Here is a 21,379-nt window from a genome sequence, read left to right as displayed (position 1 = left end):
ATGGACGCCCTCTCCGCAGAAGAGGACGGCCGGCAAGGCCGTCCAGCGTTCACGGACGAGGAAATCCGGCTGATGCGGCTGTGGTCGCTCAGCGATGTCTCCGCCGGCCGGCAGCTTTCGGCGCAGATCGCCTATTTCGCTACACCGGCTATCTTCGGGATCTACGGCCTTGCGACCGGCAGCCTCACCATGATCGGCGTCGCCTTCGTCTGCATCCTGCTCCTGCTCGCCTGGGGGTTGGTTTCGACGTGGCGGGAGCGACGCGATTCCGTCCTGATGCAATCGGTCTGTGCCAAAATTCTGGCGACACTGTCGCCGGGTGAAGAACGCAAGTAGCTGCTTTCCAGGCGGGAGAAGAGAATGCGCAGTTCCGTCGAAATCCATGACATCGCAAGCGGCGAAACGCGGGTCGTCTGGCAGACGGACAGGCTGGTCGAGGCGCCGAACTGGTCGCGGGACGGATCGCATCTGATCATCAACGGCGACGGCAGGCTCTATCGGCTTGGTCTTGATGGTTCCGAGCCGGTGGAGATCGACACCGGCTTTGCGACGCTCTGCAACAACGATCACGGCATCTCGCCGGACGGCCGCACACTTGCGATCAGCGACAAGACCGAGTTCGGAAAATCGGCGATCTATCTGCTGCCGGCGGAAGGTGGCCGACCGCGACTCGTCACCCGCAACCTGCCGTCCTACTGGCATGGCTGGTCGCCGGACGGGCAGACGCTCGCCTATTGCGGCATCCGCGACCAGGTCTTCGACATCTACACGATCTCCGTCGATGGCGGCGAGGAGACGCGCCTGACCCATGGCGAGGGCCGCAACGACGGGCCCGACTGGTCGGCCGATGGTGAATGGATCTACTTCAACTCCAGCCGCACCGGGCAGATGCAGATCTGGCGCGTGCGGCCTGACGGTAGCGACGTCACGCGGATCACCGACAGCCCCTATGGCGACTGGTTCCCGCATCCGTCGCCTGACGGCAAGAACCTGCTGGTGCTTTCCTATGACGGCGATGTCTTCGATCATCCAAGAGACCTCGACGTGCGGCTGAGACTGATGAACATGGACGGCGGCAATGCGCGGGAGCTGTTCGAGCTCTTCGGCGGACAGGGAACGATCAACGTTCCCAACTGGTCTCCATCAGGCGACCGCTTCGCCTTCGTGCGCTACGAGCCCGAAAGATGAGGACGCTGGACAAGTATAATCCCGCGTGCTAGCGCTTCGTTCGTTCGCAGGGCGCATCCGATCCGCGGGAAGGGCAAGGCCCACCTGTCTCACTGAACTTGGTTGCCACACCTCTTTTCAGTCTGTGGGCGCGGATACCGGACGTGAATGAAAGGAGGTCTTTCATGATCACGCGCGATCTTTCCGCGAACCTTACCCTCGATACCATCCGCAAGCAGGCCAAGGCTCTTCTGAAAGCCGTGAAGGCCGGCGATGCCAGTGCCCGCCAGCGGGCGCTTCCCTATTTCTCGGATCCTGCCGAAATGGGTCTCCAGGATGCCCAGCTCGTGCTTGCCCGCGAATTCGGCTTTGCGAGCTGGACGCGGCTGAAGCGGCAACTTGAAAAGGCGGGCGCCGCGCAGCCGGCGACAGAGCAGCTTGCCAATCGCTTTCTCGGTCTCGCATCGGTCTCGTATTTCAGTGACATAGCGGCAGATCCTGAACGGTTTTCTCAGGCACTTGCCCTCCTGGACGAACACCCTGAGATCGCCGGCGACAGCATTCATGTGGCCGCGGCGCTCGGCGACGCCGAGGCGATCGACCATTGGCTCGATCGCGACCCCAAGCTCGCAAACAAGCGTGGCGGTCCCTACGACTGGGAGCCGCTGCTCTACACCGCCTATGCCCGCGTGCCCGGTCGTTCGTCGCTACCCGCTGCCGCGCGGCTGATCGCCCGCGGCGCCGACCCGAACGCCCATTGGCTCGACGACGGTCAGTATCGTTTCACGGCGTTGACCGGGGTTTTCGGCGAGGGCGAAGCCGGACCGGAGCGGCAGCCGCCGCATCCGGATTGCGTCGCCTTTGCGCGGCTGCTGCTGTCTGCCGGTGCCCGGGCCAATGACAGCCAGGCGCTCTACAACCGGATGTTCGAGCCCGACAACACTTGCCTCAAGCTGCTGCTCGACCACGGCCTCAATGCCGACGACCGCAACAACTGGCTTGTGCGCAACGATGGCCAGTTGGTCGAAAACGGCGAGCGCGTGTTCGACTACCAGCTTGCCTGGGCACTGGAAAAACGCATGGCCGACCGGGTGCGGCTGCTTGTCGAACACGGCGCCGACGTCAACCGCCCGATCAAGGGCCGCACGCCCTACCAATGGGCGGAACTCGGCGGTGATCCGGCACTGGCGCAGTATCTCGTTTCGCGTGGCGCGAGGGTGATGCCCCTTGGTGATGTCGACCGGCTGGCCCGTGCCGTTGGGGAAGTGAAGGTCGACGAGGCGAGGGAACTCGTCGACGCGGATCCGACGCTTGTCGCCCGGACCGAAGCCGCGCATCCGGCGATGCTGCACGAGGCGGCGGGTGAGGACCGGCATGATGCGGTCGCGCTGATGCTGTCGCTCGGCTTCGACGTCAACCGCATGACCTCGCGCACGCCGATGCACGAGGCGGCGCTGCATGGGCATATCGACATGGCAAGGCTCCTGCTCGATCACGGAGCCGATGCCATGGCCCGTGACCCTTACCACCACGCGCCGCCGATCGGCTGGGCGCAGTATAACGGCAAGGCCGAGATGGTGCGCTTCCTCAAGGCGCAGCCGCTCGATGTCTTTGCCGCCGCATCCTTTGGCGTGACCGGGCGGCTGGCGGAGATCCTCGACCGGCAGCCGGCACTGATCGAGACGGCGTTCGGCACGTTCCGTGGCCGCGGGCGGCCGGAGCCGCAGCACGATTGGATGACGCCGCTCGCCTTTGCCGTGATCAACGGGCAGGCGGATGCGGTGCGGCTGCTTCTCGACAGGGGAGCGAATGCGCGCTTGCGCGATGGCGCTGCCGGCCCGTCGATAAGCGCGCTCGCCCTGGAACGTGGCAATGAGGAGATCATCGCCTTGTTGCGCGCTTCAAAGGCGGCTCGACAATAACGAGGTGCCGGGAGAGGGCGCGGACGATGATCCGCGCCCTCTTCCATCCCCTGCGACCGCTGATTGTCAGCGGATTCAGCCGGTTGAAATCGTTAAGTATTTCAACACCAGCTTATTTAAGCCAAACTTCGATTTTGACCGCTAGGGTGCGGCAGTATCGGCTGCCGTCGTCGCGCATCGCACTCCACAAGTGCTAGAATGCCCGGCATGGCCGGTACGGACGAGGGGGACTGGCGTGGTGGAAAAGGCGTTGCGGCAGGCAAAGCGGGACAAGACGGTCTGGGCGATCCACGCCGCCTGTACCCTGGTCGCGGTCCTGATCATCGCAAGCCTCATCTATGTCCTCGACCGATCGGTCAGGGAGGCCGATCGCTTCGGTCTTTCGGCGGAACGGCGGCTCGTCGCAAACGAGTTGCGCCACCAGATGGATGCAGCCGTCCAATTCCAGGCTCAGCTTTCCTTCTGGGACAAGACCTACGCGGAACTGAAGGCCGGTCATGTCAGCGACAGTTTCGTCGGCGACGAGCTGACGGGATGGCTGTGGGAAGACTACGGTTTCTCCTGGATCATCTTCACGGATCCGGAACGCAACGTGTCGACTGCACTCAAGGACGGCGCGTCGGTTCCAGCCGCGATGGCGCGCGGACCGCTCGATGAGGTCGACGATCTCATCGAGGAGGCCAGGCGCCGCTATGACAACGTACTCAGAAACAACCATGGCACCTATCAGCTGGATGTCGTGACGCCGGACCCGCAATCGGTGATCCCCGCCGTGCCCGGCATCCATGCGGTGGACCTGCGCGAGATCGAAGGACGCATGAGCGTGGCCGTCGTGCAGGCGGTCATTCCCGAGACGTTGCTGGTCCCGACAGAGCGGCGCGCACCGGTGCTGATGGTTTCCGTTCGCCCCGTTACCCCGAAGATGACGCGCGAGATCGCCGCACGGCTGGGCATCCGGGGATTGACCTTCGTTCCCCTCAACGAGCGTCCGGCAGGCAGCGCTTACGCGTTGGTCGGGCGCTGCTCCGATGCGTCCTGTCTCGTGGCGGCCTGGATGCCGAAATCACCCGGCGGGTTCGTGCGCGCCGAGCTGTTGCCGAGCGTCATCATCATGGCGATCGTCGCAGCGCTGCTGATGGCCTTCGTGGCGCTGCGCTTCTCGACGCTGTTTGCCGCCCTGCAGCAGAGCGAAGCGCTGAACCGGCACCTCGCCAAGCACGACCGCCTGACCGGGCTGATGAACCGCAGCGGCTTCGACGACATGCTGGCAGCAGCGCTGCTGCGGGCAACGACGCATCCCTTCACGCTCGTCTATGCCGACCTCGACGAATTCAAGGCGGTCAACGACCGCTACGGTCACGCCGCCGGCGACGCTGTGCTTGTCGCCATGGCCGAGCGCTTTCGCAACCGCGCGGGGCCGAAGGGCATGGTCGCCCGGCTTGGGGGCGACGAGTTCGCGGTCATTCTCGGTGATTGCAGTGAGGCCGACGCCCGCAGCCTGACCGCCGGCCTGATCGCCGATGCGCAGACGCCGGTCGCCTTCGAGGGGCAGATGCTGGTCGTCGGCGGCAGCGCCGGCATCGCCTTTGCGCCACGGCACGGGCAGACGGCGCGCCAGTTGCTTCTGGCGGCCGACGAGGCGCTCTACCTCGCCAAGCGGCGCGGCCGCAATCGCTTCGAAACGGCCGACGACATGGTTCTGCCGGCGGAGAAGGACGGCGACCAGTCGGCCGCCTGAAGGCGCTGGCAGGCGGGGATGTTACTCCGGGACATTGTAGGGCGTGATGACCACGACGGCGGAAAGCTGCGGGCCGATCGCAGGCGTACCCGGCCGAAGCATCATCGTCCGAAAGGCGGTGCGGGCGTCGGTCTTGAGATCGTGATGCAGCACGAAGTGAATTCGCCGATCGCGCAGCAGCGCCCGATTGTCCCCGTCGAGATCGTGCGCGACGTAGAGTGCGCAGTGGCGGCCGAGGCGTTCGAAGGCCGCCAGCACCGAGCGGTTGCCGCCACCGATCGAATAGGCGGCATTGATATCGGGATTGGCCGCGAGCGCCACATGCGCCAGGATACCGGTCTCGCTGTCGCGGCCGTGGCCCTCGCTGATCTCGACCATCCGGATCGCAGGATAACGGTCGCGCAGCACCCGGCGAAAACCGATCTCACGTTCTTCCTCGCCGCGAAAACGGCCGCTCGACAATGTCACCAGCACCGTCGCCGCGGCGCCGGAAAAGCGCTCGCCGATGAGATAAGCGGCGGTTTCGCCGGCTGCCCGGTTGTCCGCGCCGGCATAGGCGGTCCGCTTTGAATGGGGCAGGTCGGTCACCAGCGTCACGACGGGAATGCCGCCCGTCTCGAAGCGGCCGACGGCGGCGACGATCTCGGGCACATCGGGCGCCTTCAATACGAGGCCGTCGGTCCCGCGCAGCCGGATCCGGTCGAGCAGTTGCACCGTATCCTGCGGGCGCATCGTCTCGGCGAAGTGGAACCGACAGCGGAAGATGGTCGGCGCGAAGGTCAGCGCTTCGCTTTCAAACGCGCGGCGCACCGCGTCGGTGAAGCGTTCCGGCGCCTCCATGACGATATCGATCGCAAACTTGCGGCCCTGGATGTCGAGGCCGGCCTGCTGCTTCTCCAGCTCCTCGATGGCTGCACGAACGCGGGCGATGGTCTGGCGGCGCACACCGGCGCGCTCGTTGAGCACACGATCGACCGTCGCGGTGCTGAGACCGGCCTGAAAGGCGATGTCCTTGACCAGAAACGGATGCGCCATCGCCTCGCTCTGCTGATGGTTTTTTGATGGATTCTTGCTCTATATCATGTTTTGCCGCCGCCTATAGTCGTCTTCATCGGGATGTTCCAGAGGAGGAAACGGGATGAAGACCGACAACAAGGCGCGCCAGCGGATCGAGCGCGTCTGGCTGACCGAGGAGGCCTGCGATCTCGAAGCGTTCCGGGCGGAAGTCGAGCGCCGGACCAGCTTGGCCGACTATCCCCATGCGTCTGGCTGCGAAAAGAACGTCCTGATCTATGACAGCGCCGAACTGCTTGCGGCCTGTGGCGGCCCCGAAACGCGGCGGGCGGTTCTGGCGGAAATCTGCGAGGTGCTGGCAACGGGGCCGGGCGTGGCGGTGTTCAAGCGCGCCTTTGCCGACACGGCGCCGATCGATGCCGCCAGCGCCGTCTTCGACGCGATCATCGAGGAGCAGCATCTAAGCAACAGCGGCGGCGGCGATCATTTCGCCAAGCCCGGCGCCAACGACCGCATCTGGAACTCGCTGGAAAAGCACTGTCTGAAGGCACCGGAGAACTTCGCCGCCTATTATGGCAACGCCGTCATCGCGCTCGTCAGCGAGGCCTGGCTCGGACCGAACTATCAGATGACGGCGCAAGTCAACCGCGTCAATCCGGGCGGCGCGGCGCAGTCGGCGCACAGGGACTACCATCTCGGCTTCCAGACGGCCGCCGTGATCGAGCAGTACCCGGCGCACGTGCACAAACTCTCGCCGGTGCTGACGCTGCAAGGGGCGGTCGCCCATTGCGACATGCCGCTCGAAAGCGGGCCGACGCTGTTCCTTCCCTATAGCCAAACCTACGTGCCGGGCTATCTGGCGCTCAACCGGCCGGAATTCCGCGCCTATTTCGACGAACATCACGTGCAGCTTCCGCTCGAAAAAGGCGATGTCGTCTTCTTCAATCCGGCGCTCTTCCATGCCGCCGGCACCAATCGTTCCGCCGACATCCGCCGCGTCGCCAACCTGCTGCAGGTGTCCTCGGCCCTCGGGCGCGCGATGGAGACGGTCGATCGGCTGACGATGAGCGCGACGCTCTACCCGGCCTTGCGGGCGTTGCTGGCGGGCGGCAAGCTGACGGACGCGGAAGCGTCCAATGCCATCGCCTCCTGTGCCGAAGGCTACTCCTTCCCGACCAATCTCGACCGCGATCCACCGCTCGGCGGACTGGCGCCGAAAACGCAGGCGCAGTTGATGCGCGAGGCTCTGGCGGCCGGAACGGACGAGGCGGATTTTCGCGCGGCGCTCGAGGCGCAGGCCAAGCGCAAGCTGAGCTGACGGCTCAGCCTCGCATTCGACAGGCTCCCGGCGTGTTTCGGCCGGGAGCCGAAGCCGTTTCCAACGATCATTTCCAAGGGAGGAATTCGATGAGCGCACAATTGCAAGGCAAGATCGCCATCGTCACCGGTGGCACGCAGGGACTGGGCGCAACGATTGCCGGCCTCTTTGCCGAACGGGGTGCTGAAGGCATCGTTATTTGCGGACGCAACGCCGCCAAGGGGCGGGCGAAGGCCGAGCAGATCGGCAAGGCGAGCGGTGCGAAGGTGATCTATGTCGAGGCCGATCTCGAAAGGGTGGAGGACGCCCGCAAGGTGGTCGCCGCCTGCGATGAGGAATTCGGCCGGATCGATGCGCTGGTGAATGCCGCCGCCATCACCGACCGCGGCACGATCCTCGACACGACACCGGAACTGTTCGACCGCATGTTTGCGATCAATGTGCGCGCACCGTTCTTCCTGATGCAGGAAACGGTGAAGGTGATGCGGCGCGAGAAGACCGAAGGCACGATCGTCAACATCGGATCCATGTCGGCGATGGCCGGCCAGCCGTTCATTGCTGCCTATTGCTCGTCGAAGGGGGCGCTGGAAACACTCACCAAGAACACGGCTTACGCGCTCCTGCGCAACCGGATCCGCGTCAACGGGCTCAACATCGGCTGGATGGCGTCCGAAGGCGAGGACCGGATCCAGCGCGAGTTTCACGGCGCGTCTGCCGACTGGCTCGAAAAGGCGGCTGCCAGCCAGCCGTTCGGCCGGCTCGTCGATCCGGCCGAGGTGGCCCGGGCCTGCGCCTACCTGTCATCGGCTGAATCCGGCCTGATGACCGGATCGATGATCTGCTTCGACCAGTCCGTCTGGGGCGCCTATGACGGTTCGCCGCACCCGGTAGCGCCGCTCTGAGCTGCGCTTGTCTTTCCGCCGGCGCTGTGCCCTTATGGCGCCGTCAGGTGCCCGCGCGAGCGGGAGAATCGGGAATCCGGTGTCATTCCGGAACGTGCCCAACGCTGTGACGGGGACGGTCGCCTCCAAGTGCCTTGATTTGATTCAAGGTTTTGCCACTGGATCTTCAATCGATCTGGGAAGGCGGGGCGGCCGGTTGAACCGCAGTCAGAAGACCGGCCTGGCGAGATAGACCGAACCCCGCGTGGACGGCGGGAGGTTTTCGCATTGTTGGGGATCGAACGATGCTGACTGAACCGAAGGGTGGCCTTGCGGCTGCCGGTGCCTTCTCGCAAGACGAGCGGGAGGCCGTCTACCGTGCCATCGAAACACGCCGTGATGTGCGCGACGAATTCCTGCCCGAGCCGTTGCCGGATGATCTGATCAGGCGCCTGCTGACCGCCGCGCACAGCGCGCCGTCGGTAGGCTTCATGCAGCCCTGGAACTTCGTGCTCGTGCGGGCCGAAGAGACGCGCGAACGCGTCTGGCAGGCGTTTCGCCGCGCCAATGACGAGGCCGCGCTGATGTTCGAGGCGGAGCAACAGGCCAAGTACCGTGCGCTGAAGCTCGAAGGCATCCGCAAGGCGCCGCTCAGCATCTGCGTTACCTGCGACCGCACGCGCGGCGGCGCCGTCGTGCTCGGGCGCACCCACAATCCGCAGATGGACGTCTATTCCACCGTCTGTGCGGTGCAGAACCTCTGGCTTGCGGCGCGGGCCGAAGGGGTGGGCGTCGGCTGGGTCAGCATCTTCCACGAGGCCGAGATCAAGGCGATTCTTGGGATTCCCGACCATATCGAGATCGTTGCCTGGCTCTGCCTCGGCTATGTCGATCGCCTCTATCAGCAGCCGGAACTGGCGGTGAAGGGCTGGCGGCAGCGCCTGCCGCTGGAAGAACTCGTCTTTTCGGAAGGCTGGGGGCGCTGCGAAAAGGCGTAAAGCCGCGACGGGATCAGTTCTGGACCGGTTGATAGGCCGGTCCCTTCGGGTGCTTGAGGTCGATCGAGGTTTCTTCCTGCGGCAAGTAGGTCGGGCCGACGACACGCACCCTGTTCTTCTCGGGGTCGTAGGGGCGTTCTTCGGCCGGCGCTTTGGCCGTCGAGGTATCGGCGGGCTTCTTGGTCTCGATTACGATGATGGACGACTGGTCGTCACCGATCTTCGTTCCGGTTGCCTTCGGCGTGGTTGCGGCCGTCTGCGGTATCTGGCAGCCGCACTGGCCGGGCTTGCCGACGGTGCGGGTGCGATAGGCGAAGGCGTTGGGCATTTCGGTATAGGGGCGCCCGGTCACGGCCGAGACCATCTTGTCGCTCTCTTCCGTGTTGAGGTCATGGAAATAAAGCTCGGTCTCGGCACCCGGGCAACGCGCCCGGCAGGCCTGTTCGTCGCGCGGGAAGTCTGCCGGTGTCGCGTCGGACGAGATCGGGAAGAAAGCGCCGTCGCAGGTGCGCACGCACATGGTGCGCAGCGTGCCGGCGTAGTAGCGATCCTGCGGCGCGTAACCGTCTTCGCCGTGTCCGAGCATCGGGCCGTAGGCGTCTTCGGGCGGCAGGTCGGCAATGATGTTGCGGTGGCTTTCCGGCACGTCCGGTTCGACGCTCGCGAATTCCTCGCGGTCGCCATAGCAGCCGTTGATCTCGAGCGCGGCGAGGATGCGGCGACGGCTGTCGTCGCTGCCGCCGGCGACGATCTGCTCGCGCTCGGATTTCAGCATGCGCAGATTGTCTTCCATCTCGGCGATGAGGCTGTTCAGCCCGCCGCAAGTGTCGGCGTCGCCGCCGTCGAAGACGGGGGCGTTGCCGCCACCGCAACCGGCGCGGCGGCGGTCGTTCTTCGCCCGCCGCAGTTCGATGTTCTGGCGCGAGATGGCGCTCGCGTAATCTCGCGCATCGGCATTGCTGGCGACGTAATCGGGCAGTTGCGCGAGGCGGGCGTTCAGGCGGTCGCAGGTCGTCGATGCCAGTGACGGACCGGCACCGATCAGAACCAATGGCACAAGGGCCGCAGCGACGTGTTTCAGGCGCGTGAACACGGGGCGAAAGTCTCTTCCTGTTGCCAGGTCGGCGCCAACCTTCTCCGGGCGGCTGCCAGCGGCATTCCTGTTTCGCCCTCCATCATAGAGCTTGCCGATGATCGTGCAACGACAAGCGACGGTTTGCGTTAACAGCGCCGATCGACTGACGCACTCAGGCGGCGCGCGCGGTTTCCAGCGACATCGGACGTTCAAGCACGGTCCCTTCGATGGCGGCGACCGCCTTCATCCGCGAAAGCAGATCCGGGGTCACTTCCCAGGCGACGGCGACGGCAAAGACCGAGCCAATGCGATGCGGTTCGGCGATGCGTTCGCCGGGGCATCCCATGCGCCGGAACATGCGCTCGAGGAACACGTCCGTTACCGTGACGATGTGGCTGATGCCGGAGGCGAGACCCAGTTCGCCGACGCCGCACATCAGTTCGGCCGCCGCGACCGTCACCTGATTGGACGCGCGGTCCTGCGAAATCTCCGGCTCGATGCAGAAGCGGCTGGATTCCCAGACGGAAGCGCTGCGGATTTCCGGATTGTCGCCGAGCAGGATCGGGAAGGTATCGTCCAGCATGTTGGGGCCAAGCGTCGGCAGGAGCCGCAGGGCGCCGCGCAGCCGGCCGGTGTCGGGCGCATAGGACAGGACGTAGAGCGGGTTGGCCTGATCGTAATTGTCGATCTCCCATTCGCCTTCGGTCTTGACGTCCCATTTCAGGAAGTCGTGGAAGACGCGCTTGCGCAACCGGAACATGTCGTCGACGGCCGCCGGGTGTTGTGCGCGGGTCTTTCCGTTCAGGATCCTGATCATCGATTTCTCCATCCGAGTTTGGGGATGGGGCGATGCTGTCAGGCTCGCGGCGGTTGCGTAACTGTCAGTAGCGACAGTTCAAATGCGCGATATTTGCCACTAGATTTCGAGGGGTTTCGGTGGAGGTGTCTTGTCGGGTGTCAAACGGAGGGGATCAGCGCGTGCCGCACGGCCTGTGCCACGGCCTGGGTGTTGGAAACGACGTTCAGCTTGCGTCGCGCATTGGTCATGAAGAAACGCACGGTACGCTCGGAAATGCCGAGGATCGTGGCGATTTCCCAATAGCTCTTGCCGGCGGCAGCCCAGGTCAGGACTTCGGTTTCGCGGCCGGTGAGCCGCATGTCGCGGGTCGAAATGCTGCCGGCCATGGCGCCATGCTCCAGCATCGCGGCGTGGAAGAGATTGGCGGCCAGCTGGAAATCGCGCAGGTGATGCCGCCTATAGGTTGTCCACTCGCCCGCCGACATGTTGACGTTGATCGCCAGAAGCGCCATGCGGCCGGCCGGCGACGGCAGCGGCAGGGCGACACCCTCGGTCGAAATGCCAATTTCCTGGGCCGCTTGGAACAGCGGTTCGCATTCGGGGAAGCGATGCCGCGCCATCGTCCATTCCACCGGCCGCACGCCGCCAAGCGCCAGTTTCAGGATCGGATCGATGCGGTGAAGGCCGCGCGCGCGGTAGATCTCGGCGGCATAGGCACCGAAAGTGTGATGCAGCCGGCAGACCTTGAGTTCGTCGGCGTAGGGTTCGGCCTCGAGGTAAAGCAGGTGGGCGATGCGAAAAGTACGACGCATCAGGGTAAAGAAATGAGCGGGCTCGACGCAGCCGCCGCATTCCAGGATTTCCAGCATGTCGAGGACAGCCTGCTGCTCAGTCATGCCACAACACCGAATCTCGTCCGAGGTCCCAGCATGGTTAGAGGTTCACCTTTTGTCCAGCGCAAACTTTCCTGTTTAGTGTATAATACCAATTGTGCGCGTCTTGATTGTGATTGCCGGGCGGCTGCGTGAGGGGCGCCCAACCGCGGGCAATCCGATGGGCGAGCGATGCCGCGCCTGAAGCAGGCGCGACACCCGGATACGGTTTTGCCGGCGCCGGCGTGGCGCCCGAAGTCGGCGAAGATCGGTAGCGATCTCCGCGTCTCCATCTCAGCCCGGATGGCTGGCTTCGACGACCGCAAGGGCCGCCATGTTGACGACGCCGCGCGAGGTGACCGACGGCGACAGGATATGTGCCGGCAGCGCCGAGCCGAGCAGGATCGGACCGACATGCAGGCTGTCGGTCATGGTCTTGACGACGCCGAGCGTGATGTTGGCGGCATCGAGATTGGGGAAGACCAGCAGGTTGGCTTCGCCCGTCAGGCTGCTGTCGGGCATGACGCGTTGACGCAGCGCTTCCGAGATCGCCGCGTCGCCGTGCATTTCGCCGTCGACCTCGAGGTCGGGCGCCAGTTCCCGCACGAGCTGCAGGGCCTTGCGCATCTTGGTGGCACTTTCCGAATCACGCGAACCGAAGTTGGAATGCGACACGAGGGCGGCACGCGGCGTGATGCCGAACCGGCGGATTTCCTGCGCCGCCATGACCGTCGTCTGCGCGATCTCTTCCGCGCTCGGGCAGTAGCTCACATAGGTATCGGTGAAGAAGGTGGCTCCGCGCTGCGAGATCAGCAGGCTGAGCGCCGAGAAATCGAGCACGCCGTCGCGCTTGCCGATGATCTGCGACACGTCGCGCAGGTGCTTGCTGTAGCGGCCTTCGACGCCGCAGATCAGCGCATCCGCTTCGCCGCGCTTGACCGAGAGCGCGCCGATGACGGTCGTGTTGGTGCGCACGATGGTGCGGGCGGCTTCCGGGATGACGCCGAGACGGCCGACGAGGGCGAAATAGTCCTCGACATAGTCGCGGTAGCGCGGGTCGCCTTCGGGGTTCACCACCTCGAAATCGACATCGGGACGGATGCGCAGGCCATAGCGACGCAGGCGCGTCTCGATGATCTGGGGACGGCCGATCAGGATCGGGCGGGCCGTGCCTTCTTCTAGCAGCACCTGGGCCGCCCGCAGCACGCGCTCGTCTTCGCCTTCGGCAAAGATGACCCGGTTCTTCTGGGCGTTCTTGGCGGCGGCAAAGACCGGCTTCATGATGAAGCCCGAGCGGAAGACGAAGCGGTTCAGCTTGTCGAGATAGGCGTCATAGTCCTGGATCGGACGGGTGGCGACGCCGCTCTCCTCCGCAGCCTTGGCAACCGCCGGCGCGATCCGGAGGATCAGGCGCTGATCGAAGGGCGAGGGGATCAGATAGTCGGGGCCGAAGACCGGGGTCTCGCCGGAATAGGCGCGGGCGGCGACATCGGACGGCTCCTCGCGGGCAAGGCCGGCGATGGCGCGCACCGCGGCCATCTTCATTTCTTCGTTGATCGTGCTTGCGCCGCAATCGAGCGCGCCGCGGAAGATATGCGGGAAGCAGAGGACGTTGTTGACCTGGTTGGGGAAATCCGAGCGGCCGGTGCAGATCATCGCGTCGGGACGGGCAGCGCGGGCGGCCTCCGGCATGATTTCCGGCGTCGGGTTGGCAAGCGCCATGATCAGCGGCTTTTCCGCCATCTGCACCAGCAGTTCGGGCTTCAGCACGCCGGCGGCAGAAAGGCCGAGGAAGACATCGGCGCCGCCGATGCTGTCGGCGAGAACGCGGTTGCTGCTATCCTGGGCGTAGACGGACTTCCACTCGTCCATCAGCACCTCGCGGCCCTTGTAGACCAGGCCTTCGAGGTCGTGGACCCAGATGTTCTCGATCTTGGCACCGAGCGTCACGAGCAGGTTGAGGCAGGCAAGAGCGGCCGCACCCGCACCCGAGGTGACGATCTTCGCCTTGGCGATGTCCTTGCCGGCGAGTTCGAGGCCGTTGAGGATCGCGGCGGCGACGATGATGGCGGTTCCATGCTGGTCGTCGTGGAAGACCGGGATCTGCATCTTCTCGCGCAGGCGACGTTCGACTTCAAAGCATTCCGGTGCCTTGATGTCTTCGAGGTTGATGCCGCCGAAGGTCGGCTCCAACGCCGAGATCACGTCGACCATGCGATCGATGCTCGACGCATCGATCTCGATGTCGAAGACGTCGATGCCGGCGAATTTCTTGAACAGGACGGCCTTGCCTTCCATGACAGGCTTTGACGCCAGCGGGCCGATGTTGCCGAGACCGAGCACGGCCGTGCCATTGGAGATCACCGCGACCAGGTTGGCGCGGGCGGTGAAATCGGCAGCCTGCTCCGGGTTGTCACGGATGGCGATGCAAGGGGCGGCAACACCCGGAGAATAGGCGAGCGCCAGGTCGCGCTGGTTGCCGAGCGGCTTGGTGGGCTGGATTTCGAGCTTACCCGGGCGCGGATAACGGTGGAAGAAAAGGGCCTGCTGGTCGATGTCGCCGCTGGCCGGACCGGTATGGGATTTCGTCTTGTCGCCCGTATTCATGCTCTCACATTCCTCATTCGTGGTCGTGCCTTTTGGCATGAATTCGAAGCAAGGTACAGTTTGCAGCGCTGAATTCAGCGGGCGGACCGGCGACGCAATGCTGATGTCATCTTCCTGAAACACGAGTCTGGTTCTCACGAGGGCAGAAAGCGTAACCTTAAGACGAGGCTGGCATGATGGCGGCGCAGCAAGACAACTCCGTACGAAAGCTCAGGACGTTGTTCATCTCCGACGTCCATCTCGGCTCGAAAGCCGCCAAGACCGACTATCTGCTTGATTTCCTGCGGCATCATGAAGCGGAGACGATCGTGCTCGTCGGCGATATCGTCGACGGATGGCGGCTGAAGCGGAGCTGGTACTGGCCGCAGAACTGCAACAACGTGGTGCAGAAGCTCCTGCGCAAGGCGCGCAAGGGCACCCGCATCGTCTACATCCCCGGCAATCACGACGAGTTCCTGCGCGACTTTCCCGGCGTACATTTCGGCGGCATCGAGGTGGCGCAGCGCTACATGCACGAGGGGGCCGACGGCCGGAAGTATCTGGTGCTGCATGGTGATGAATTCGACGTGGTCGTGCGCAATGCCCGCGTGCTCGCCTATCTCGGCGACTGGGCCTATGACACGGCGATCGCCATCAATATCGGTCTCGCCGCAATCCGCCGGCGTCTCGGCATGCCCTACTGGTCGTTCTCGTCCTGGGCAAAGCTCCAGGTCAAGCACGCCGTCAACTTCATCGGCGAGTTCCAGAAGGTGGTTGCCGAGGAGGCGCGCCGCCACGATGCGCAGGGCGTGATCTGCGGCCACATCCATCACGCTGTCATCGAGGAGATCGGCGACATCCGTTACATCAACACCGGTGACTGGGTGGAAAGCTGCACGGCGATTGCCGAGCACCACGACGGCACGATGGAGCTCATCACCTGGCACCGGATGCGCGGCGGCGCCAGCGAAGGCGAAGCTTCGGCCGAAGCCGACAAGCTGCTCGCCCAACTTCTGACCCAGCGCGCGGCGTGAGCTTCGCGCCGCACCGAAAGTCGTGTCGCGAAAACTAGGTTATGGCGAGGGGCGCCCGGCTCGTGCTAGAGATCGGGCACAGCCATCAGGTCAGACGATGATTCCCTCCCAAGCGCCCGCCTATGTGGGCCCTCCGCCGCGCCATTTTGCGCTTCGCATTGCTTTGCTCTTCTGTGCGCCGCTGATCGTCAACGGCTTTGCGATGCCGTATTTTCCGATGTGGCTCCACACGCTGTCGATGACCGACTTCGAGATCGGCGTGGTTCTGGCGCTGCCGATGTTCGTGCGCGTCATCACCGCGCCGATCGCCGGCGTTATTGCCGACCGGCTCGGCGAGCGGGCGATCGTCCTGATCTGGTCCGGTTTCCTGTCACTTGGCACCGCTTTGGTGCTGTTCTACTTCCGCGACTTCTGGCCGGTGCTGGTCATCTATACGCTGCAGTCGGCGGTCTATTCGCCCTATGTGCCGATCGTCGAGGCGATCGCGCTCTCCGGCGTGCGACGCTGGGGCTTCGACTATGCCCATATGCGGCTTTGGGGTTCGGTCGCCTTCATCGGCGCGACCATGCTCGGCGGCTGGATGGTCGGCATTTTCGGCAGCGACATGGTGTTGCCGGCGATGGCCGTCGGTTTCGGCCTGACCATCGCCATGGCCTACGGGGCGCCGCGCGTCGGCAAGCCGCGGCGGCCGTCGCCGATCACCGCGCTCACCGAGCCGCCGCCGAAGTCGCTCCGGCAGCTCGACCTGCAACTGCTTCTGATCGGCGTGACGCTGGTCAATGCCAGCCACGCGATGCTCTTCGCCTTCTCGGCAATATACTGGCAGCAGATCGGCTACAGCGGCACCGAGATCGGCCTGCTCTGGAGCGCGGGCGTGGCGGCGGAAGTGACGATGTTCATCTTCGCCAAGGCGATCAGCCGCCGCTTCAGCGTCTGGGTGATGATTTTGTCAGGGTGTTTCCTGGCGGTGGTGCGCTGGATCATCTTCCCGATGGATCTCGGCTTCGGCGGCTACTTCATCCTGCAGTGCTTCCACGCCTTCACCTATGCGATCATGCACACCGGCATGCAGCACAAGCTCGTCGAGCGGGTGGTGGAATCCCAGGAGGCGTCGGCCCAGGGACTCTATTTCTTCTACACCGGCATCTTCACCGCGATCTTCACCTTCCTGTCGGGCTATTTTTATGCCTGGTACGGGGTGAACGGCTTCTATTCGATGTCGGTCGTCGCCTTCGCCGGCTGCTGCTTCGCGGTCAGTGCCTGGTATCTTCAGCCCCAGAGACGCGGTTCCGGCGGAAAGACGAGCGAGGCTTCGTAGCGCAGGCCCGGCTCGCGATCCTGCGCCAGCAGCAAGGGGCCGTCGAGATCGACGAAATCCGCCCCTTGGGCAACCAGGATCGCCGGCGCCATCGCCAGTGAGCTGCCGACCATGCAGCCGACCATGACCTTCAGTCCGAGTGATACGGCCTCGTTGCGCATGCGCAGCGCCTCGGTGAGGCCGCCGGTCTTGTCGAGCTTGATGTTGACCGCATCGTAGCGGCCGACGAGAGCAACGAGGTCCTTGGTCGCGTGCACGCTTTCATCCGCACAAATGGGGACGGGGCGGGCAATCGTCGCCAGCGCCTCGTCGCGGCCGGCCGGCAGCGGCTGCTCGATCAGGTCGATCCGTTCCTCCGCGCAGATCGCGAAGTGATAGGCAAGTGTTTCGGGCGTCCAGCCTTCGTTGGCGTCGAGGATGATGCGGCTGTCCGGTGCGCCGGCTCTGACGGCACGGATGCGCGCCGCGTCGTCCGGTGTGCCGACCTTGATCTTGAGCAGTGCACGGTGGGCATATTTCGCCGCCTGTTCGCGCATCACATCGGGCTCTGCGAGCGAAAGCGTATAGGCCGTGGTCAATGCTTCGGGTGAAGAAATTCCGGCAAGAATATGGGCCGGTTGGTTTTTCTTCTTTGCCTCCAGGTCCCACAGGGCGCAATCGACGGCGTTTCGGGCTGCACCCGGTTTCATCTCGCGCTGCAGGTCGGCACGGCTGAGGCCAGCCTCGATGCGTGGTCGGACGGCTGCGATTTCAGCAAGCACCGTGTCGATCGTTTCGCCGTAGCGGCCGTAAGGAACGCATTCGCCGGAGCCCACATGGACACCGTCGCCGATACGGCAGGTGACGACGCTTGCCGTCGTCTTGGAGCCGCGCGAGATCGTAAAGGTGCCCGCGATCGGGAAATGTTCCACGGCGGCGTCGAGGGTAAGTGACATGAAAGCGTCTCCGGCAGGTAATCTGGTGGCCCGGCGTCATGGTGCCGTAACGTTCGGGTGACAGCAAAGGTGCGAGCCGTTATGACGGTGTAAGGATTTACGAATCTTTACACCGTCGTTGCGTCCGCTCGGACACCCAACGGTCGCGATAACACTTTAGGTCTGCTGCATAATTTTGTCCTCAAATCAGTTGAGATTGCAGGCGTTGTGCAGAGGCAAATCGGGATAACAGAAGACACGTGTCGCAAGCCGCCCGCAAGATGACCGCCGATGTCGCGCTGGCCGAAAGTGGCAGCGGGCGAAGCTATGTCTTCACCGGCGCGTGGCGGCACGAGACGGCCGAAGCCATGGCTGCAAAGCTCGACGGCCTTCCGCGCAAGGGTGACGGTGTCGCCCGGTTCGATCTGTCCGGCGTGACGGCCATGGATACCGCTGGCGCCTGGATCATCCGCCGCTTCATGACCCGCGTCGCCGGCCCGTCGCGTGACGATGTGCATTTTGCCGAGGGCGGGCAGCGTTATGTCGAACTGATCGACGCCCTGCCGGCGGAACTGCGTTCGCCGGAAAAGAGCGGCGAGCGGCTGTCGCTGTTCCAGCGCATCTTCGCCCCGGTCGGCGAAGTGATGGCGGCGACGTGGGAAGATATCGTCGCGGCGATGTACATTCTGGGGTCGGCCGTGCGCGGCGCGCAGCTGAAGCTCGGACGGCACAGCGGCGTCTCGCCGGCGGCAATCGTTCACCAGATCGACCGCATGGGCGTGATGGCGGTGCCGATCATCACGCTGATGTCGTTCCTGATCGGCGCCATCATCGCGCAGCAGGGCGCGTTCCAGTTGCGCTACTTCGGTGCCGAAGTCTTCGTCGTCGATCTCGTCGGCATCCTGCAACTGCGTGAAATCGGCGTGCTCCTGACGGCGATCATGATCGCCGGCCGGTCCGGCAGCGCGATCACGGCCGAAATCGGCTCGATGAAGATGCGCGAAGAGGTGGATGCGCTGAAGGTGATGGGGCTGAGCCCGGTCGGCGTTCTCGTCTTCCCGCGGCTGGTGGCGCTGACCGTCGCGCTGCCGCTTCTGACGATCATCGCGAACTTTGCGGCCCTCGTCGGTGCGGCGCTCGTCGCCTGGGGCTATTCCGGCATCACCATCCCGACCTTCCTTGCCCGGTTGCAGGAAGCCATCGATTTTTCGTCGGTGGCCGCCGGTATGATCAAGGCGCCGTTCATGGCGCTGATCATCGGCGTCGTGGCGGCCGTCGAGGGCCTGAAAGTTGGCGGCAGCGCGGAATCGCTCGGCCGCCATGTGACGTCTTCCGTGGTCAAGTCGATCTTCGTCGTGATCCTGATCGACGGTCTCTTTGCCATGTTCTACGCGGCGATTAACTTCTGATGCGGAGAACAGCGTGAACCCGGTCGAAAGAAGGCATGAGGAAACTGAGGCGAACGGGCGGGAGTCGGTGCTTTCCGTTCGCGACCTGACTGTCGGATTCGGGTCCAACATCGTGCTCGACAAGTTGAACCTCGAGATCTATCGCGGCGAAATCCTCGGCTTCGTCGGCGCGTCGGGCACTGGCAAGTCGGTGCTGATGCGCACGGTTCTGAGATTGCTGGCGAAGCGCTCCGGCAAGATCGAAATTCTCGGTGCGGACTACGACAAGATCACTGAGGGCGAGCGCATCGCGCTCGACATGCGTCTCGGCGTTCTCTTCCAGCACGGCGCGCTCTTCTCGGCGCTGACGGTGCGCGAGAACATCCAGGTGCCCATGCGCGAATATCTCGACCTGCCGCAGAGCCTGATGGACGAGCTGGCACGGGTGAAGATCGAGCTGGTCGGCCTGGCGCCGGAGGCGGCGGAAAAGTACCCGTCGGAACTCTCGGGCGGCATGATCAAGCGCGCCGCACTCGCCCGGGCGCTGGCGCTCGATCCGGACCTCGTTTTCCTGGACGAACCGACCTCCGGGCTCGATCCGATCGGGGCTGCGGAGTTCGACGAGTTGATCGCCAAGCTGCGCGACACGCTTGGATTGACCGTGTATATGGTGACTCACGACCTCGACAGCCTTTTTTCCGTCTGCGACCGCATCGCGGTTCTCGGCAAGAAGAGGGTTCTGGTCGAGGGTACGGTGGAAGACATGCTGGCCTGCGACGATCCCTGGGTGCAGTCCTATTTCCGTGGCAAGCGGGCACGTTCGATCGTCAGAAACGATCAATGAGTTTTGAGAAGGCGATCTCGATGCCCAGGCGTCCAGATCGGAGGAAGAGCCGGTGAAGCGGCCACGAAGGTAGTCGGTAGGAATGGAAACGAAAGCGAACTACGCCATTGTCGGTTTCTTCACGGTGTTCGTGGTCGCGGCCGCATTCGGCTTCGTCTACTGGATGTCGCAGTATGGCCGAAGCGGCGAGATGGTCGAGCTGGTGGTCAACATTCCGGGGTCCGCCAACGGCCTTTCCGTCGGCTCTCCGGTGCGCTTCAACGGCATTCCCGTCGGCACGGTTCGCAACCTTGCGATCGATGCCAACGATCCGCGTTATTCGATCGCGCTGACCGAGGTTTCGGTCGATGCGCCGGTGCTGAAGTCGACCAAGGCGACGCTGGAAGTGCAGGGCCTGACGGGTGCTGCCTATATCGAGCTCAGCGGTGGCCACAAGGGCGACGAAAACATCCTGAAGACCGCGATCGAGAAGGGCACGCAGGCGCGGATCCTTGCGGACCAGTCGAGCGTCACCAGCCTGCTCGCCACGGCCGACCAGATCATGGATCGCGCCAACAGCGCCATTACCGACATCCAGGGCTTCGTCACCGACGTGCGCGGTCCGCTGACGAAGACGATCGGCAATGCAGAGACGTTCTCCAAGGCGCTTGCGAACAATTCCGGCGCGATCGACGATTTCCTGAAGAGCGTGACGGAACTCTCCGGTTCGGTCAGTGCGGCATCGAAGAAGCTCGATTCGACGCTGGAGACCGCCGAGACCCTCGTGAAGTCGGTGGATCCGAAGAAGATCGATCAGATCGTCTCGAACGTCGAGCAGATCAGCAACGACCTGAAGGCGGCCTCGGGCGGCGTTTCCGAAACCATCGCCGCCTTCCGGCGGACGGTCGAAACCTACGAGCAGTTCGGCAAGAACGCCCAGAAGACGCTGGAGCGGGTCGATACGCTGGTGGCGTCGGTCGACAAGCAGAAGGTCGAGCTCGTCGTCAACGACATCACCGCTGCGACTGCCGACGCCCGCAAGACGGTGGCCAACATCTCGCAGTTCGCCGACAAGATCACGGCGCGCCAGCAGGACATCGACCGCACGATCACCGATGTGACGCAGCTGGCGAGCAAGCTGAACGCTTCGGCCAACCGGGTCGACAGCATTCTCGTCAAGGTCGACGGTTTCCTCGGCGATGCGGACGCGCCGTCGCTTTCGGCCGATGCCCGCGCGACGCTCGCCTCGTTCCGCAAGATGGCGGACAATCTCAATGCGCAGATCGGCCCGATCGCGGAGAACCTCAAGCGCTTCTCGGGCTCGGGGCTGCGCGACGTCGAGGCGCTCGTCACCGATACGCGCCGCACGGTGCAGAGCCTGGAGAACACCATCTCCACATTCGACAAGGATCCGCAGCGCCTCCTCTTTGGCGGCGAGACGGTAAAGCAATATGATGGCCGCACCCGACGCTGAGTCGGTGGGCACAGCCGGCGTGGGGCCGGGCGGTGTGTTTCGATCAGGAATGCGCCCA

Annotated in this window: 18 protein-coding genes and 1 riboswitch; of the genes, 12 read left to right on the top strand and 6 right to left on the bottom strand. The window is 64.2% G+C overall.

Features of this window, described 5'->3' with window-relative positions; genetic code table 11:
• The 4 genes from C1A35_RS10005 to C1A35_RS09990 all read left to right on the top strand — a co-directional run bounded on the left by C1A35_RS10005 (position 1) and on the right by C1A35_RS09990 (position 4,827).
• On the top strand, positions 1 to 336 hold the full coding sequence (locus C1A35_RS10005; RefSeq protein ID WP_104664169.1) for a hypothetical protein: 336 nt from the start codon (positions 1 to 3) through the stop codon (positions 334 to 336).
• Between the two features lie 24 nt (positions 337 to 360).
• Positions 361 to 1,188, top strand: a complete 828-nt coding sequence (locus tag C1A35_RS10000) for a TolB family protein (RefSeq protein WP_104664168.1) — start codon at positions 361 to 363, stop codon at positions 1,186 to 1,188.
• A 164-nt stretch (positions 1,189 to 1,352) separates the two neighbouring features.
• Complete coding sequence (locus tag C1A35_RS09995) at positions 1,353 to 3,089, top strand: ankyrin repeat domain-containing protein (protein ID WP_104664167.1); 1,737 nt, start codon at positions 1,353 to 1,355, stop codon at positions 3,087 to 3,089.
• A 238-nt stretch (positions 3,090 to 3,327) separates the two neighbouring features.
• On the top strand, positions 3,328 to 4,827 hold the full coding sequence (locus C1A35_RS09990) for a sensor domain-containing diguanylate cyclase (RefSeq protein WP_158665034.1): 1,500 nt from the start codon (positions 3,328 to 3,330) through the stop codon (positions 4,825 to 4,827).
• A gap of 21 nt (positions 4,828 to 4,848) precedes the next feature.
• Here the strand turns inward: C1A35_RS09990 and C1A35_RS09985 are convergent, their stop codons facing one another.
• Complete coding sequence (locus C1A35_RS09985; RefSeq protein WP_104664165.1) at positions 4,849 to 5,862, bottom strand: LacI family DNA-binding transcriptional regulator; 1,014 nt, start codon at positions 5,860 to 5,862, stop codon at positions 4,849 to 4,851.
• A 103-nt stretch (positions 5,863 to 5,965) separates the two neighbouring features.
• On the opposite strand from C1A35_RS09985, the gene C1A35_RS09980 reads away from it, so the two are divergent.
• The 3 genes from C1A35_RS09980 (at position 5,966) to bluB (ending at position 9,038) form a co-directional block, all read left to right on the top strand.
• Positions 5,966 to 7,159, top strand: coding sequence for a phytanoyl-CoA dioxygenase family protein (locus tag C1A35_RS09980; protein WP_104664164.1), 1,194 nt, complete (start codon positions 5,966 to 5,968; stop codon positions 7,157 to 7,159).
• A gap of 89 nt (positions 7,160 to 7,248) precedes the next feature.
• On the top strand, positions 7,249 to 8,061 hold the full coding sequence (locus C1A35_RS09975; protein ID WP_104664163.1) for an SDR family oxidoreductase: 813 nt from the start codon (positions 7,249 to 7,251) through the stop codon (positions 8,059 to 8,061).
• Between the two features lie 28 nt (positions 8,062 to 8,089).
• Positions 8,090 to 8,299: riboswitch (cobalamin riboswitch) on the top strand.
• Between the two features lie 46 nt (positions 8,300 to 8,345).
• Entirely contained in the window at positions 8,346 to 9,038 is a 693-nt protein-coding gene (gene bluB / locus C1A35_RS09970; protein ID WP_104664162.1) for a 5,6-dimethylbenzimidazole synthase, read from the top strand.
• Between the two features lie 13 nt (positions 9,039 to 9,051).
• On the opposite strand, the gene C1A35_RS09965 is transcribed toward bluB, so the two are convergent.
• The 4 genes from C1A35_RS09965 to C1A35_RS09950 all read right to left on the bottom strand — a co-directional run bounded on the left by C1A35_RS09965 (position 9,052) and on the right by C1A35_RS09950 (position 14,391).
• Positions 9,052 to 10,131: a DUF2865 domain-containing protein gene (locus tag C1A35_RS09965; protein ID WP_234822843.1), complete on the bottom strand. Its 1,080-nt coding sequence runs from the start codon at positions 10,129 to 10,131 to the stop codon at positions 9,052 to 9,054.
• Between the two features lie 154 nt (positions 10,132 to 10,285).
• The gene (locus C1A35_RS09960; RefSeq protein WP_104664161.1) at positions 10,286 to 10,930 is read right to left on the bottom strand and encodes an acyl-homoserine-lactone synthase; all 645 of its coding nucleotides are present in this window, start codon (positions 10,928 to 10,930) and stop codon (positions 10,286 to 10,288) included.
• Between the two features lie 140 nt (positions 10,931 to 11,070).
• Positions 11,071 to 11,808 (bottom strand): helix-turn-helix transcriptional regulator, encoded by a 738-nt coding sequence (locus C1A35_RS09955; protein WP_104664160.1) that lies wholly within the window; start codon positions 11,806 to 11,808, stop codon positions 11,071 to 11,073.
• 270 nt (positions 11,809 to 12,078) lie between these two features.
• Entirely contained in the window at positions 12,079 to 14,391 is a 2,313-nt protein-coding gene (locus C1A35_RS09950) for an NADP-dependent malic enzyme (RefSeq protein WP_104664371.1), read from the bottom strand.
• 173 nt (positions 14,392 to 14,564) lie between these two features.
• On the opposite strand from C1A35_RS09950, the gene C1A35_RS09945 reads away from it, so the two are divergent.
• Both C1A35_RS09945 and C1A35_RS09940 read left to right on the top strand, forming a co-directional pair.
• Positions 14,565 to 15,404 carry a UDP-2,3-diacylglucosamine diphosphatase gene (locus C1A35_RS09945; RefSeq protein ID WP_104664159.1) on the top strand — a complete coding sequence of 280 codons (840 nt, stop codon included), beginning with the start codon at positions 14,565 to 14,567 and terminating at the stop codon, positions 15,402 to 15,404.
• Between the two features lie 97 nt (positions 15,405 to 15,501).
• Complete coding sequence (locus C1A35_RS09940; protein WP_104664158.1) at positions 15,502 to 16,722, top strand: MFS transporter; 1,221 nt, start codon at positions 15,502 to 15,504, stop codon at positions 16,720 to 16,722.
• Here C1A35_RS09940 and dgcA read toward each other — a convergent pair.
• A complete protein-coding gene (gene dgcA, locus C1A35_RS09935; RefSeq protein ID WP_104664157.1) occupies positions 16,674 to 17,657 on the bottom strand; it encodes an N-acetyl-D-Glu racemase DgcA in 984 nt (327 codons plus the stop codon). The genes C1A35_RS09940 and dgcA overlap by 49 nt on opposite strands.
• Positions 17,658 to 17,917: 260 nt before the next feature.
• Between dgcA and C1A35_RS09930 the strand changes: the two genes are divergently transcribed.
• The 3 genes from C1A35_RS09930 (at position 17,918) to C1A35_RS09920 (ending at position 21,321) form a co-directional block, all read left to right on the top strand.
• On the top strand, positions 17,918 to 19,045 hold the full coding sequence (locus C1A35_RS09930; protein ID WP_440271518.1) for an ABC transporter permease: 1,128 nt from the start codon (positions 17,918 to 17,920) through the stop codon (positions 19,043 to 19,045).
• Positions 19,046 to 19,058: 13 nt separating this feature from the next.
• Positions 19,059 to 19,868, top strand: coding sequence for an ABC transporter ATP-binding protein (locus C1A35_RS09925; protein ID WP_104664155.1), 810 nt, complete (start codon positions 19,059 to 19,061; stop codon positions 19,866 to 19,868).
• Between the two features lie 82 nt (positions 19,869 to 19,950).
• Positions 19,951 to 21,321 (top strand): MlaD family protein, encoded by a 1,371-nt coding sequence (locus C1A35_RS09920; protein ID WP_104664154.1) that lies wholly within the window; start codon positions 19,951 to 19,953, stop codon positions 21,319 to 21,321.
• Positions 21,322 to 21,379: the final 58 nt, after the last annotated feature.

The sequence above is a fragment of the Ensifer adhaerens genome (genome assembly GCF_002940685.1).
Lineage (GTDB): Bacteria > Pseudomonadota > Alphaproteobacteria > Rhizobiales > Rhizobiaceae > Ensifer > Ensifer adhaerens_E.
This window is presented reverse-complemented; position numbering and strand designations above follow the sequence as displayed.

Coding starts and splice junctions, on each gene's coding strand:
- dgcA (WP_104664157.1), bottom strand. CDS start 17,657: ATGTCACTTACCCTCGACGCCGCCGTGGAACATTTCCCGATCGCGGGC.
- C1A35_RS10000 (WP_104664168.1), top strand. CDS start 361: ATGCGCAGTTCCGTCGAAATCCATGACATCGCAAGCGGCGAAACGCGG.
- C1A35_RS09930 (WP_440271518.1), top strand. CDS start 17,918: ATGACCGCCGATGTCGCGCTGGCCGAAAGTGGCAGCGGGCGAAGCTAT.
- C1A35_RS09960 (WP_104664161.1), bottom strand. CDS start 10,930: ATGATCAGGATCCTGAACGGAAAGACCCGCGCACAACACCCGGCGGCC.
- C1A35_RS09980 (WP_104664164.1), top strand. CDS start 5,966: ATGAAGACCGACAACAAGGCGCGCCAGCGGATCGAGCGCGTCTGGCTG.
- C1A35_RS09985 (WP_104664165.1), bottom strand. CDS start 5,862: ATGGCGCATCCGTTTCTGGTCAAGGACATCGCCTTTCAGGCCGGTCTC.
- C1A35_RS10005 (WP_104664169.1), top strand. CDS start 1: ATGGACGCCCTCTCCGCAGAAGAGGACGGCCGGCAAGGCCGTCCAGCG.
- bluB (WP_104664162.1), top strand. CDS start 8,346: ATGCTGACTGAACCGAAGGGTGGCCTTGCGGCTGCCGGTGCCTTCTCG.
- C1A35_RS09945 (WP_104664159.1), top strand. CDS start 14,565: ATGATGGCGGCGCAGCAAGACAACTCCGTACGAAAGCTCAGGACGTTG.
- C1A35_RS09955 (WP_104664160.1), bottom strand. CDS start 11,808: ATGACTGAGCAGCAGGCTGTCCTCGACATGCTGGAAATCCTGGAATGC.
- C1A35_RS09940 (WP_104664158.1), top strand. CDS start 15,502: ATGATTCCCTCCCAAGCGCCCGCCTATGTGGGCCCTCCGCCGCGCCAT.
- C1A35_RS09920 (WP_104664154.1), top strand. CDS start 19,951: ATGGAAACGAAAGCGAACTACGCCATTGTCGGTTTCTTCACGGTGTTC.
- C1A35_RS09950 (WP_104664371.1), bottom strand. CDS start 14,391: ATGAATACGGGCGACAAGACGAAATCCCATACCGGTCCGGCCAGCGGC.
- C1A35_RS09995 (WP_104664167.1), top strand. CDS start 1,353: ATGATCACGCGCGATCTTTCCGCGAACCTTACCCTCGATACCATCCGC.
- C1A35_RS09975 (WP_104664163.1), top strand. CDS start 7,249: ATGAGCGCACAATTGCAAGGCAAGATCGCCATCGTCACCGGTGGCACG.